Source organism: Bacteroides sp. AM23-12, from assembly GCF_003434395.1.
In the GTDB taxonomy this organism is placed as follows: domain Bacteria; phylum Bacteroidota; class Bacteroidia; order Bacteroidales; family Bacteroidaceae; genus Bacteroides; species Bacteroides thetaiotaomicron.
The window spans coordinates 51,528-65,296 of sequence record NZ_QTLF01000003.1 but is presented as its reverse complement, the minus strand read 5'-3'; the positions used below and the strand labels follow the sequence as shown (position 1 = coordinate 65,296).

General features: G+C 45.5%; 8 protein-coding genes and 1 pseudogene. 6 read left to right on the top strand and 3 right to left on the bottom strand.

The genetic code is table 11. The features are described from left to right. Positions 1-2: 2 nt before the first annotated feature. Positions 3-1,214: a cysteine desulfurase gene (locus tag DW640_RS04135; RefSeq protein WP_048698610.1), complete on the top strand. Its 1,212-nt coding sequence runs from the start codon at positions 3-5 to the stop codon at positions 1,212-1,214. Between the two features lie 306 nt (positions 1,215-1,520). Continuing rightward, complete coding sequence (locus tag DW640_RS04130) at positions 1,521-1,844, top strand: heavy metal-binding domain-containing protein (protein ID WP_008767610.1); 324 nt, start codon at positions 1,521-1,523, stop codon at positions 1,842-1,844. 173 nt (positions 1,845-2,017) lie between these two features. Here the strand turns inward: DW640_RS04130 and DW640_RS23920 are convergent. Beyond that, positions 2,018-2,212, bottom strand: a pseudogene (locus DW640_RS23920) (GH36 C-terminal domain-containing protein); the annotation flags it as partial. A gap of 391 nt (positions 2,213-2,603) precedes the next feature. On the opposite strand from DW640_RS23920, the gene DW640_RS04120 reads away from it, so the two are divergent. The 3 genes from DW640_RS04120 (at position 2,604) to DW640_RS04110 (ending at position 7,589) form a co-directional block, all read left to right on the top strand. After that, on the top strand, positions 2,604-4,808 hold the full coding sequence (locus DW640_RS04120) for a sodium-translocating pyrophosphatase (protein WP_008767612.1): 2,205 nt from the start codon (positions 2,604-2,606) through the stop codon (positions 4,806-4,808). Positions 4,809-5,272: 464 nt separating this feature from the next. After that, positions 5,273-5,875, top strand: coding sequence for a ribonuclease HII (locus DW640_RS04115; protein ID WP_008763678.1), 603 nt, complete (start codon positions 5,273-5,275; stop codon positions 5,873-5,875). 172 nt (positions 5,876-6,047) lie between these two features. Further along, a complete protein-coding gene (locus DW640_RS04110) occupies positions 6,048-7,589 on the top strand; it encodes a DUF5723 family protein (RefSeq protein WP_055229086.1) in 1,542 nt (513 codons plus the stop codon). 175 nt (positions 7,590-7,764) lie between these two features. On the opposite strand, the gene DW640_RS04105 is transcribed toward DW640_RS04110, so the two are convergent. Both DW640_RS04105 and DW640_RS04090 read right to left on the bottom strand, forming a co-directional pair. Continuing rightward, entirely contained in the window at positions 7,765-8,694 is a 930-nt protein-coding gene (locus tag DW640_RS04105) for a magnesium transporter CorA family protein (RefSeq protein ID WP_008763680.1), read from the bottom strand. Between the two features lie 862 nt (positions 8,695-9,556). After that, on the bottom strand, positions 9,557-12,028 hold the full coding sequence (locus tag DW640_RS04090; RefSeq protein ID WP_117577432.1) for a TlpA disulfide reductase family protein: 2,472 nt from the start codon (positions 12,026-12,028) through the stop codon (positions 9,557-9,559). 174 nt (positions 12,029-12,202) lie between these two features. Here DW640_RS04090 and gpmI point away from each other — a divergent pair, with 174 nt between their 5' ends. Continuing rightward, positions 12,203-13,717 (top strand): 2,3-bisphosphoglycerate-independent phosphoglycerate mutase, encoded by a 1,515-nt coding sequence (gpmI, locus tag DW640_RS04085; protein WP_048696489.1) that lies wholly within the window; start codon positions 12,203-12,205, stop codon positions 13,715-13,717. The last annotated feature ends 52 nt before the right edge of the window (positions 13,718-13,769 follow it).

Here is a 13,769-nt window from a genome sequence, read left to right as displayed (position 1 = left end):
AAATGGATATTCAAAAGATACGTGAAGACTTTCCGATATTGAGCCGTACGGTGTATGGTAAACCATTGGTTTATTTCGATAACGGTGCGACCACTCAGAAACCTCGTCTGGTGGTGGATGCGCTGGTAGATGAGTATTACTCTGTGAATGCGAATGTGCATCGTGGAGTACATTACCTTTCCCAGCAGGCAACGGAACTGCATGAAGCCTCCCGCGAGACGGTACGGCAGTTTATCAATGCCGGCAGCACGAATGAGGTCGTCTTTACACGGGGTACGACTGAAAGTATCAATTTGCTTGTTTCCAGTTTTGGAGATGAGTTTATGCAGGAAGGCGATGAAGTGATCCTTTCGGTGATGGAGCATCACAGTAATATCGTTCCCTGGCAACTTCTGGCTGCCCGCAAAGGAATTGCCATCAAGGTCATTCCGATGAATGACAAGGGCGAACTGTTGCTGGATGAATATGAAAAGTTATTCACCGAGCGTACAAAGATAGTCAGTGTAGTTCAGGTGTCGAACGTATTGGGAACCGTAAATCCTGTCAAGGAAATGATTGCGACGGCTCATGCGCATGGAGTACCTTTTCTAGTGGATGCTGCACAGTCTATCCCCCACATGAAGGTGGATGTGCAAGACTTGGATGCCGATTTCCTGGTGTTCTCCGCACATAAGGTTTACGGCCCGACAGGTGTCGGTGTGCTTTATGGAAAGGAAGAATGGCTGGACCGTATGCCCCCTTATCAAGGAGGAGGAGAAATGATTCAGCACGTCTCTTTTGAAAAGACTACCTTCAACGAACTGCCTTTCAAGTTTGAAGCCGGTACGCCGGACTACATCGGTACTACCGGACTGGCAAAAGCCCTTGACTATGTTAATGGCATCGGACTCGACCAAATCGCTGCTCATGAACACGAGCTGACAACGTATGCGCTGAAGCGATTGAAGGAAATACCCAATATGCGTATTTTCGGTGAGGCGGCAGATCGGGGAGCGGTGATTTCATTTCTGGTGGGAGATATTCATCATTTCGATTTGGGAACATTGTTAGACCGTTTAGGTATCGCTGTCCGCACGGGGCACCATTGTGCGCAACCGTTGATGCAACGGCTCGGAATCGAAGGTACGGTACGTGCATCATTTGCCATGTACAATACACGATCGGAAGTGGACGCATTAGTGGCTGGGATCGAACGCGTCAGCCAGATGTTCTAAAGATATTAATCGCTATTCCTGCAAGAATAGCGATTTTTTTTATTCTTTAACTAAAAAAGTCTCTTTGAAGTGCAGTGATTTGAAGTTTCCTGCGTCTAATAAGAAAGAATAAAAATCATTTTAGGTATATTAAGTTGGTCGTGAGACCGCGCTTTCTATAAATTCTCTCTCTCTTTAACTCTAATTGGCGGCTATATCGCATTGATTTGCGGTATAGCTGCAATTTTTTTAGGGTGACATTGCAACCTTTTGGGGATATCCTGCGTCTAATAGGATAGTAAACAACTAAAAAAGAAGAAAAAGATCATGTTAGTGACTACAACTCCCATCATTGAGGGAAAACGAATAGTAAAGTACTACGGAATTGTTTCCGGAGAGACAATCATTGGTGCCAATGTATTCCGTGACTTGTTTGCAAGTATTCGGGATATTGTAGGAGGTCGTTCCGGTGCATATGAAGAAGTACTACGTATGGCAAAAGATACAGCTTTGCAGGAGATGCAGGCACAGGCAGCAAAGTTAGGAGCCAATGCAGTGATCGGTGTCGATCTGGATTATGAAACAGTAGGAGGCAGCGGTAGTATGCTGATGGTAACTGCCAACGGAACTGCTGTAACGATTGAAGATTAGTTGATTGTTTTATTGTATGAGAAAGGGGATTCACCACGAACGGTGTTTCCCCTTTTGTTCTTAATGTTTGTGCCATGCCTTTGGCACAGTTGTGCCACTGCGTTGGCACTGCTATGCCAAGCCCTTGGCACAAGCGTGCCAAAGGCTTGGCATGAGTAAGGCAGTAGGAAGTTATCTGCCGTAAGCTCAATCACGCGGCTAAAGGCTTGATTAGTGGTGAAAGCATCTATGCCCACTTTCATCAGATAATCACTGGAATAAGTCTTTTCGTTGGCAGCCAGGCTGGATTTACTATTCGGCATCAGATTGATTTCTTTTACCTTATACATTTTCTTGGCATCCAATCCCTGTAGTTTAACAGGCAATAGTTAGTTTGCGGGCATAAAAAAAGGCTATCTATCCCAGACAGCCAATCTTTTGTTAACCTTAAATCTAATACTATGAAAAACACACTACAAAGATAGGGACTTTTCGGCTATCTCCAAATTTTCGGGGCAAAGTGAGGCGCTTTATAACATGGTTTAATAGAAATAACGGGTTTGTTAACGATTAACGTAATAAGACTAAAAATTAACTAACGAGCTATTGGCCTGATGCTCTTTTGCAGGATTCTCAAAAGACTTTTTTACTTGTTTTACCTTCGTTTCATTGAGAGTTATCGCATCAATCGGCAAGTTGGATTTTTTTTCTCTTTTGCTTGCTTTTTTCGTTTGATTTCCATACTTTTAGCCTCCATAAAACCCTTTAATAATTAATTCTATGGATAGCATTCTTTTCTGGCTGGTTCCGGTCGCTTCAGTGTTAGCCCTCTGTTTTGCTTATTACTTCCATAAGCAGATGATGAAAGAGAGTGAAGGTACTCCCCAAATGATAAAAATAGCCGCTGCGGTACGCAAGGGAGCTATGTCTTATCTGAAACAACAGTACAAGATTGTAGGTTGTGTTTTCCTTGGGCTGGTTATTTTGTTTTCAATTATGGCTTATGGCTTTCATGTTCAGAATGTGTGGGTTCCCATAGCTTTCCTGACGGGTGGTTTCTTCTCCGGTCTTTCCGGTTTCCTGGGTATGAAGACGGCAACCTATGCTTCGGCACGTACGGCGAATGCGGCACGCAATTCATTGAACTCCGGACTGAGAATCGCTTTCCGCAGTGGTGCGGTAATGGGACTCGTTGTAGTCGGACTGGGGTTGCTCGATATATCTTTCTGGTATCTGTTGCTGAACGCGGTGATTCCCGCCGACGCACTGACACCGACTCATAAACTTTGCGTAATCACTACCACGATGCTGACGTTCGGTATGGGAGCTTCCACACAGGCGCTCTTTGCCCGTGTAGGTGGCGGTATATATACAAAAGCTGCCGACGTAGGCGCCGACCTTGTGGGTAAGGTAGAAGCCGGAATTCCCGAAGACGATCCGCGAAACCCTGCCACCATTGCCGATAATGTAGGCGATAACGTAGGCGACGTGGCAGGTATGGGAGCCGACTTGTACGAATCTTATTGCGGTTCTATCCTGGCGACTGCCGCATTGGGTGCTGCCGCCTTTATACATTCGGCAGATACGGTCATGCAGTTCAAAGCAGTTATTGCCCCGATGCTGATTGCTGCGGTAGGTATTCTGCTTTCCATTATCGGCATCTTCTCCGTGCGCACCAAAGAAAATGCGACGGTGAAAGATTTGCTCGGCTCGCTGGCATTCGGAACAAACCTGAGTTCCGTGCTGATTGTGGCTGCTACCTTCTTAATCCTGTGGCTCTTACAGTTGGACAACTGGATTTGGATTTCATGCGCTGTCGTAGTCGGCCTGTTGGTCGGCATTGTGATCGGACGTTCTACCGAATATTATACTTCCCAGTCGTATCGCCCTACTCAGAAACTGAGTGAAAGCGGAAAGACTGGACCTGCCACCGTCATTATCTCCGGTATCGGTCTGGGTATGCTTTCTACGGCTATTCCCGTGATTGCGGTAGTGGTGGGTATCATTGCCTCCTTCCTGCTTGCTTCCGGTTTCGATTTTTCCAACGTGGGTATGGGACTCTACGGTATCGGTATTGCCGCTGTCGGTATGCTGTCCACATTAGGAATCACACTGGCTACGGACGCTTACGGCCCGATTGCTGATAATGCAGGCGGTAATGCGGAAATGGCCGGTCTGGGTGCCGAAGTCCGCAAGCGTACCGATGCGCTCGACTCTTTGGGAAATACAACCGCGGCAACCGGAAAAGGTTTTGCTATCGGTTCCGCTGCATTGACCGGACTGGCTTTGCTGGCATCCTATATCGAAGAAATCCGTATCGGTCTGACCCGTTTGGGGACAGTAGACCTGAGTATGCCGAACGGCGATGTTGTCTCAACCGCCAATGCTACCTTTGTCGATTTCATGAACTATTACGACGTGACGCTGATGAATCCGAAAGTTCTTTCCGGTATGTTCCTCGGTTCGATGATGGCGTTCTTGTTCTGTGGATTGACGATGAATGCGGTCGGCCGCGCAGCCGGACACATGGTAGATGAGGTGCGTCGTCAGTTCCGTGAGATCAAAGGCATTCTGACAGGAGAAGCCGAGCCGGATTATGAACGTTGTGTGGCTATCTCAACCAAGGGTGCGCAGCGCGAAATGGTGATTCCGTCGCTGATTGCTATCCTTGCGCCTATCGCTACCGGATTAATCTTCGGAGTGACCGGAGTACTGGGACTGCTGATCGGCGGTTTGAGCACAGGTTTTGTGCTGGCTATCTTTATGGCCAATGCAGGCGGTGCGTGGGATAATGCGAAGAAATATGTAGAAGAGGGGAACTTTGGAGGCAAAGGCGGTGAAGTGCATAAGGCAACCGTAGTAGGCGATACTGTGGGCGACCCGTTTAAGGATACTTCCGGCCCGAGTCTGAATATTTTAATCAAGCTCATGAGCATGGTAGCCATTGTGATGGCAGGGCTTACCGTCGCCTGGAGTTTGTTTTAACTAAAAGAAGGTTTGTTTATTGAAGAGGGCGATAGCCGGAGATAAGTCCGGTTATCGCCTTCTGATTATATAGAACCGGGTAAACACCTTTTTTGCGCACTTAATCACTTTTTTCCGGCAGATGATCCTGTTTCGGGGCATTTCATGCAAATACTCGCTCAAAGCCATTTTCTCGTCTCTTATTATTTAGATACTTTTGCAAGACGATATATTATAAGTTATAAAGGGGAAATGGAAGAAATCTATCATAATGGCTAAGGGGAAAGGCTGATGTTATCAACGAACAAAATCTGTAAAACGAATGGTAGGGTGATGGTTCCGGTCGTCAAGGCTGTGAACCGATAAAGTATATTGGGGAACAATTGCTTGTTTGTGTGAATGAATGACGGAAAAAGGGGACTTTGAATGAGGTCTCCTTTTTTATTTCCTTTATCTTTGTGGCAAATAAGAAAAAAAGAATAAGTATGCTACTACCTTATTTAAATAAAGACCTGATAGAAGCCGGCTGCGATGAGGCCGGCCGCGGTTGCCTGGCAGGATCAGTGTATGCCGCTGCCGTCATTCTTCCTAAAGATTTCAAGAATGAGCTGCTGAATGATTCGAAGCAACTGACCGAGAAGCAACGCTACGCACTTCGTGAAGTGATAGAGAAAGAAGCGCTGGCATGGGCGGTAGGAGTGGTGTCGCCCGAAGAGATAGACGAGATAAACATTCTCCGTGCCTCCTTTCTGGCGATGCACCGGGCTGTCGATCAGCTCTCTGTCCGTCCTCAGCATTTGCTGATCGACGGAAACCGTTTCAATAAATATCCTGACATTCCTCATACTACCGTGATAAAAGGAGACGGAAAATACCTCTCGATAGCCGCCGCTTCTATACTGGCTAAAACCTACAGAGATGATTATATGAATCGTCTTCACGAAGAATATCCGTTTTATGACTGGAATAAGAATAAAGGATACCCGACTAAAAAACATCGTGCCGCCATCGCCGAACATGGAACGACCCCTTACCACCGAATGACCTTCAATCTGCTTGGTGACGGGCAGTTGAACCTGAATTTCTGATATTGTCTTTTGTTTCACTTTCTACATATTTTTGCAGAATAAGCACGAATTTTCTCCAAATAGCCATGAAAATGTTCGGTTTATGCTAAAAAAGTGTTGACTTGTGCTTTTATTTGTTACTTAAATGCTATATATTTGCATTCGATAACAAGAATTAAAAAAAGATAAAATCATGACAACAAGCAGACTTTATGCATCTAAGAAGTTCATGGGGGCTTTTCTTCTTATGATGGGTTTTGTTTTACCTGCCAATGCGCAGTTTTTACGTACCTCTTATTTTATGGAAGGTACTCATTATCGGCAACAATTGAATCCGGCTCTGATTCCGACTCAGGGGTATTTTAATATTCCGGTATTGGGATCGGTCAATGCTACTGTCGGGTCCACTTCATTGGGTTATCAGGATATTATCGACATTATTGACGATAGCGACAATTTCTACTCTAATCCCGATTTCCTGAGCCGTCTGAAAGATAAAAACAACTTAAATGTAAACGTAAGTACGGAGATTCTTTCTGCCGGATGGTATAAAGGAAAGAACTTCTGGTCATTCAACGTAGGTGTTCGTGCGGATATAGGTGCAAGCCTTACCCGTTCCATGTTTACTTTCCTGAATGAGATGGATGCGCTTGAAGATAACTGGAGAAACAGTAATTACGATATCAGCGGTCAGAAACTGGATATAAACGCTTATGGTGAAGTTGGTTTGGGGTATGCGCGTCAGATCAATAACCGTTTGACAGTCGGTGGTAAGGTGAAAGTATTGCTGGGTATCGGCAATATGAATCTGAAGATTAACAATGTAATGATGAACGCTAAACTTCCGAGTGATGCCCGCATTAGCCAATTGCAGGACCCGAATTATCTGTCCGGATTGGATGCTGCCGGTATCACAAAGCTGAAATCTGAAATTGAAAGCTACCATGCCAATCTGAATGTTGACGCTCATCTGGAAAGTTCTTTCAAAGGATTGGAATTGGTACAAGAAGATGGACAGGACTATATCAGTGACTTTGACTTTGACAGTGGAAAACTGGGTATTGCAGGTTACGGTTTCGGCATTGATTTGGGTGCTTCTTATAAAATTATGGATAACCTGACAGTGTCCGCTTCTGTTCTCGACCTGGGATTTATTTCCTGGACGAAAGGCGCTACTAAGATAGCTTCTGCCAATCCGGAATCAATCAATATGAAAGGAACTAGCTATGTCAACGGTATTGATCCGAATGATATTCCTAATTCTATTACTGCGATTCAGAACAATATTACTCAGCTGCAGGCTGATGCTGACGGATACATGAACCGTGTAAATGGTGGTGATGTACTCGACTATGAAATGTTGCAACTTCAGACAGAGGAAGCACATAAATCACGTAAGTCTAGTCTTGCATCTACAGTTGTGGTAGGAGCAGAATACGGCTTCTTTGAGAACAAGCTCGGAGTAGGTGTATTGTCTACGACTCGTTTCGTACAACCGAAAACGCTGACAGAAGTAACATTCTCCGCAAACTATCGTCCGAAAAGCTGGCTTAACGTTGCGCTCAGCTACTCGGCTATTCAATCTGCCGGTAAGTCATTCGGTCTGGGCTTGAAGTTGGGTCCGGTGTTCCTCGGAACTGACTATATGTTCTTAGGTAAGAACACCAATTCTGTAAGTGGATTTGTTGGCATTTCTGTGCCATTGGGCGGAAAGAAATCCAGTAAAGAAGGATAAAATAATTTCTCTCTCTTAAACATTCTCTTTTTAATATTCTCTATCGAATAAAAAACGTATTGTGTGCAGCCTGTCATCGCCGACCTTGAATTCAGGTCTTAAGAATGACAGGCTGCTTTTTTATGTCTCTGACGTAAAGGGAGATTTAGAACTGCTTGAATTGCAGTCGCTTGAATTAGAACCACTTGATTTTCCGGAATACGATAAACGCTAATGTCGACAGCACGACAGAGCACAGGATAATCAGTGCAAAGGCATACGGCATCTCTTCCAGATGGATATCCACATTCATTCCGTAGAAACTGGCTATCAATGTCGGGATCATCAGTGTAATGGAAAGGCTGGTCATGCGTTTCATGATGGCATTCACGTTGTTGGAGATGATGGAGGCAAAGGCGTCCATCGTTCCGGTGAGGATATCGCTGTAGATATTCACGGTATTAAATGCCTGTTTCAACTCGATAATCACGTCTTCCACCAGTTCCTTGTCCAGAAAGTCGGTGTCCTGAAAGATACTTTGCAGCTTTCCGATCATTACTTCATTTCCTCGGATGGAGGTGTTGAAGTAAACGAGTGTTTTTTGCAGTCTCATCAGACGGAGCAGGTCTTCGTTGCGGATACTGCGTTCCAGTTCTTTTTCGGCGGCGCTGATATCCAGATTTATCTGTTTCAGATATTTCAGAAACCATACGGCAGACGAATAAATCAGCCGGAGAATCAGATCGAGTTTGTTGCGGACTTCGATTCCCTTTCGGCGGGTGTGTTCGATGAAGTCCGGTAGCAGGTCTGTATTGTGGTAGCAGACTGATACAATGATTTCATTGTTGGTGATGATGCCGATGGGTACGGTGCCGAAGGGAAGACTTTCGTTCTGACCGTTTTGCATCGGGATGCGCAGAATCGTCAATAGCCAGTTGCCTTCCGTGTCGGTTCGCGGACGTTCGTCCGTATCGGCTATATCGTTCAGAAATGATTCGGGTACGTTCAGGGTTTTAGTCAGAAACTCAAAGTCATCGTTGTCCGGGCATACTACATTTACCCAGCAGTTAGGAAGCCATTGCGGTTTTTCCACAAAGCCAGCTTCACAATAAAGATATGTTCTCATCTTATTGCCTCCTTTCGTTTGTTTACACGAGCAGAGGCATCAGTTTTCAATGACTCTGATCGCTTTAATTAATACTATAAGTGCACGTTCGCGGGTTTGAATCGTCCATTTTTCTATGATTTAATTTAAAAGCGATACAAAAGTACGGAAAATTAACCGAGGTTCCGTCTTTTGCATCGCTTTTTTTAGATTTTCTTGTTGTTTATGGTCTTTCAGCATGCGGGGAGTTCATTGGTTGGCTATGGTAAAATCACTTGTAAGATAGTGCTAAAGTTCCCGTTAGCTCCTTACATAGTAGACTTTCCTTATAAGGAAAGTTGGGATAAGGTGCCGACATTGTTAGTTGTTCACGGCCGTGGTAAGAGTTGCTCACGGTCGTGGTAAACGCTGCTCACGGATGTGATCAGGTCTTGTCACGGCCGTGAACAGGTAAAGATGTCGGTAGCTTAATGGAAGTATAAAGGCATGATGAGCTAAAAGCATTGGTAGCTTATGGTATTTGTTGTATAAGGACAAGGCTCGGATGAGGCGTGATAGGTAATAAGTAACAGGTAATAAGTAATAGGTAATAAGATGGGGAGGAAGTGACAGGTAATAAGTCGTGAAATAGGGGTAAAGTGACAATAAAAAGCATGATTTACGGCTATTATCACCTTATTATCACCCTATTGTCACCAGCTATTATCACCCGAAGTGTGTTTATTATCAGTTTGTTATCTTCGAAAGGTGATAAGTGACAATAGAAAAGCATTTATTTCTAGAGAGTATTTGTCATGCTGAACTTGTCGAAGCATCTCCTCTTAGTATAAACTGAAGAAGAGATGCTTCGCTATCAATGTGTTCCACTTAGGTTCAGCCGGGATTACTGAGCATTTTCTCCCTGTCCGGCAGATTCGGAAACGGGGAAGTGCTCCTCCAAATACTTTCTGATTCTATGCGTCCCCAGTTCTTCCTTGGAGATACTGCCGTCTTTTAGCACAAGTTCATAGTGCGGAATGCCGTTGAAGCGGAAAAGTTGGCGCAGATAATTGAACTCTGAGTCGGTGACATAATAGCTGGCTTCTCCTTTCAGATTCTTTTCCACGTATTGCTTATATGCACCGGCTGGTGAGTCTTTCTGTCCGGTGATATAGATGAACTCGAACTCCGGATGATCTTTGTATTTTTTGCGCAGGTCTGCCGTCGCTTCTATTCCTGCGCGACAAGGTCCGCAGGTCGTTGCCCAGAAGTCTACGAACAAGACTTTGCCCGGATGATTCTTAATAATGTTGCGGAAAACGTTGGTGGCTTTGCCTTCCGGAAGTTGATAGGAATTGACTTTTTCCTTCGGATGCGTTTTGGCGAACAGATATTCGGCCTCTTCTGCCAATTGTGGGTGAGTGAGCTTTTGCTTGATACTGTCCACATACTCACGGGCAATGGAACGTGTCTTGATATTCTGCAGGCTGAAACCCAGGTTGCGGACTTTGGCTATTTGCCAAAGCAAAGGATCGGGCACATCATATAGCCGGGCAAGAATGCTGTCTTTCTTATGACCGGTTTTTTGTTCCATCGAGATAAAGTTTCTGTCCATGTCTTGCTCTGACTGCTTGTTTTTATACTGCTTGTCGATGTACTCCAGGACCAGTTTTTCTTCTTTTTCGTATAAGCCTTTCACCTTGTCATTCTCTTCTTGAAGTTCTTTTAAGGGGATTCTGACGGTTGTTCCTGCCAGTTTCTCCTGTTTCAGTCTGATTGCCTCCTGTTCTGCATTCAGTTTTACTCCTTTCTCTTTAAGGAAAGCGAGAAGCGATTCTTCCGGATACGTGTAAGAGATGGTATCCTTTGCTTTCGGTGCATGATAATTATAGGCTGTTCTGAAGGCGTCCATATATTCAAACCGGTTGATAAAAGAGCTGGCATTGGCATCGGCGAGCACTGTTTCATCATTCAGCGGCATCTTCTTCAAGAAGTCGTAATAAGAATCTTCTTCTTTCACTTTCAAGGCTTGGTTGGCTGTATCCTGCTTCGCATAATAATCTCTGCTCATCAGAAAGTCGAAGAATAAGCCTCCTGCCTGCAGGTCTGCCTTATTCTTGATCAGACGGGCAGCCTTTGCCGATGGGCGGCAAATCTGAATAAGTGAATCGGCTGTATGCTCCCATCGGGCGACAATCGGCTTCATGTGCTCCTGATATTGGCTGGGAGTCAGTTTGTTGCGCGCGTTGGATAAATCATCGTAACGGTAGGGGATCAGCGACTTGAATTCCTTCAGCAGATAGGAGAGGGAAGCCGACGGGCCCATGTAGGCTGTGTTCTTGATCGGGAAATAATAGTCGCGTGCACGGCTGCGTGCCAGCAATGCTTCCCAGTCGATATACATGGTAAGCGTCTGTCCGGGCTCGATATAGAATGGAATCCAGTTGTTGTCAAGCGTGACCGACTGTTCTACAGGATGCTTGATGACAAACTTGCACAGGAAGCTGCCGTCTTCGTCTATCTGAATCACAGTCGGGTAGTCCTGGCGGGTGATATGGTTGGATAGATAGATGAGTCCGGTGTCAAATCCCAGCCGGCGGTCATAGCCATCGATATACCCTTGCAGACAGGTGGTATCTGTGTGGAAGAACTGCTGAAAGCCTGTGTCGGCAGCGATTGTCTTGGTAGCTCCCCTTTGCCGGGTATACAGCTGATTCTTTTCTCCATTCACTTGTATCTGGCAGCTTCCGTCTTTCTGCGGAGTCACCAGCAGGGTGCGTATGTCTCCATTCTGCTTGTCCTTGACGGTGATTTCCACCCGCTTCCCTTTCTTACGGATGTTTTCGTTGGTAAATATCCGGTTGTCCATAATCGTAACAGAATCGTAGATGCCGTATTCCCAGGCGTTTAAATCATCTGCCTTGAACCAGTTTCCCTTGATTGCCGCCAACGGCGAAACGTTTTTGCCGGAGGACGGTACTAAAGATATGTCATACGTATTTCCTTCCGTATCGCTCGGACTAAGGAGATGGATGACCTGCGTCTCTTCCGGCAGGGCTTCGAAAACGAGCACATAGTCCATCTCGCCCGAATCGGGCATATACACTTCTTTATTGAGCTCAATGCCTTCCGCACTCTTGAACTGATATTTCTTGCCGGTGGCTGCATCTTCCAGATAACTGTCTCCTTCTTCCTTTATCCACCAGTGCGGACGGAAGATGGCGTGAATATAAACACGCGTGCCATCGGGCGTGCGTTCTATACGGGTGATGTTACCAATACTTCCCGAACGGGCTTTGAATGGCGGATTGTCGACGGTTTGTGCTGTGAGCATACCCGACAGCATGAGCATCATGCAGAGTAGAATCGTTTTCATAATATTAAATTTTGAATAAATGCGTTTAGTAGTTCCCTATACAAAGAAAGAAAAATATCCATCGCTCCCTCTCTTTTTCCCCTTTAACTTAACATAGATTAAACGTTTACGTAATCATCTTTTTTGTACCTTTGCACCCGAAAATCAGAGTGATAATTTAAATATTGAAATATTATGAGTAAGAAAGCCCTTTTAATGATCCTCGATGGTTGGGGACTAGGCGACCAAAAGAAAGACGACGTAATCTTCAACACTCCCACTCCTTACTGGGATTATCTGATGAACAATTATCCTCATTCCCAACTTCAGGCAAGTGGTGAGAACGTAGGTTTGCCCGACGGACAGATGGGTAACTCGGAAGTAGGTCACCTCAACATTGGTGCCGGACGTGTGGTTTATCAGGATTTGGTGAAAATCAACCGCGCATGTGCTGACAACAGCATCCTGCAGAACCCCGAAATCGTTTCTGCTTTCTCTTACGCGAAAGAAAACGGAAAGAGCGTTCATTTCATGGGACTGACTTCCAACGGTGGCGTACACAGCTCAATGGTTCATCTTTTCAAACTTTGCGACATCTCCAAAGAATACGGCATCGACAATACATTCATCCACTGCTTCATGGACGGTCGTGACACTGACCCGAAGAGTGGCAAGGGATTTATCGAAGAACTTTCTGCACACTGCGAGAAATCGGCAGGCAAGATCGCTTCTATCATCGGACGTTATTATGCTATGGACCGTGACAAACGTTGGGAACGTGTGAAGGAAGCCTATGACCTGCTGGTAAACGGCCAGGGTAAGAAAGCTACCGATATGGTTCAGGCTATGCAGGAATCTTACGATGAAGGTGTAACGGACGAATTCATCAAGCCGATTGTAAACGCCAACTGCGACGGAACCATCAAAGAAGGTGATGTCGTTATCTTCTTCAACTACCGTAACGACCGCGCCAAAGAACTGACTGTCGTACTGACTCAGCAAGATATGCCGGAAGCAGGTATGCATACGATTCCGGGACTGCAATATTACTGCATGACTCCGTATGATGCATCCTTCAAAGGTGTTCACATCCTGTTCGACAAGGAAAACGTTGCCAACACACTGGGCGAATACATCGCTTCCAAAGGACTTAACCAGCTCCATATCGCTGAAACAGAGAAATATGCTCACGTTACTTTCTTCTTCAACGGCGGTCGTGAAACTCCGTTCGACAACGAAGACCGTATCCTTGTTCCATCTCCGAAAGTAGCCACTTACGACCTGAAACCGGAAATGAGCGCTTACGAAGTGAAGGATAAACTGGTAGACGCTATCAACGAAAACAAATATGATTTCATCGTGGTGAACTTCGCTAACGGTGACATGGTTGGTCATACCGGTATCTACGAAGCAATCGAGAAGGCTGTTGTGGCTGTAGACGCTTGCGTGAAAGACGTGATCGAAGCTGCTAAAGCACAAGGTTACGAAGCTATCATCATCGCCGACCACGGTAACGCTGATCATGCCTTGAACGAAGACGGCACTCCGAATACGGCTCACTCTCTGAACCCGGTTCCTTGTGTGTACGTAACAGAAAACAAAGCTGCGAAAGTAGAAGACGGTCGCCTGGCTGATGTGGCTCCGACTATCCTGAAAATCATGGGTCTGGAAGCTCCGGCTGATATGAACGGTCAGATTTTGATTAAGTAATTTAGAATGCTATAACCAAAGGGGCGGGGGGATACTCCGCCCTTTTTGTCTC

Excerpts from the sequence above, each read along its gene's own strand:
- DW640_RS04135 (WP_048698610.1), top strand. The coding sequence starts at position 3 with ATGGATATTCAAAAGATACGTGAAGACTTTCCGATATTGAGCCGTACG.
- DW640_RS04130 (WP_008767610.1), top strand. The coding sequence starts at position 1,521 with ATGTTAGTGACTACAACTCCCATCATTGAGGGAAAACGAATAGTAAAG.
- DW640_RS04120 (WP_008767612.1), top strand. The coding sequence starts at position 2,604 with ATGGATAGCATTCTTTTCTGGCTGGTTCCGGTCGCTTCAGTGTTAGCC.
- DW640_RS04115 (WP_008763678.1), top strand. The coding sequence starts at position 5,273 with ATGCTACTACCTTATTTAAATAAAGACCTGATAGAAGCCGGCTGCGAT.
- DW640_RS04110 (WP_055229086.1), top strand. The coding sequence starts at position 6,048 with ATGACAACAAGCAGACTTTATGCATCTAAGAAGTTCATGGGGGCTTTT.
- DW640_RS04105 (WP_008763680.1), bottom strand. The coding sequence starts at position 8,694 with ATGAGAACATATCTTTATTGTGAAGCTGGCTTTGTGGAAAAACCGCAA.
- DW640_RS04090 (WP_117577432.1), bottom strand. The coding sequence starts at position 12,028 with ATGAAAACGATTCTACTCTGCATGATGCTCATGCTGTCGGGTATGCTC.
- gpmI (WP_048696489.1), top strand. The coding sequence starts at position 12,203 with ATGAGTAAGAAAGCCCTTTTAATGATCCTCGATGGTTGGGGACTAGGC.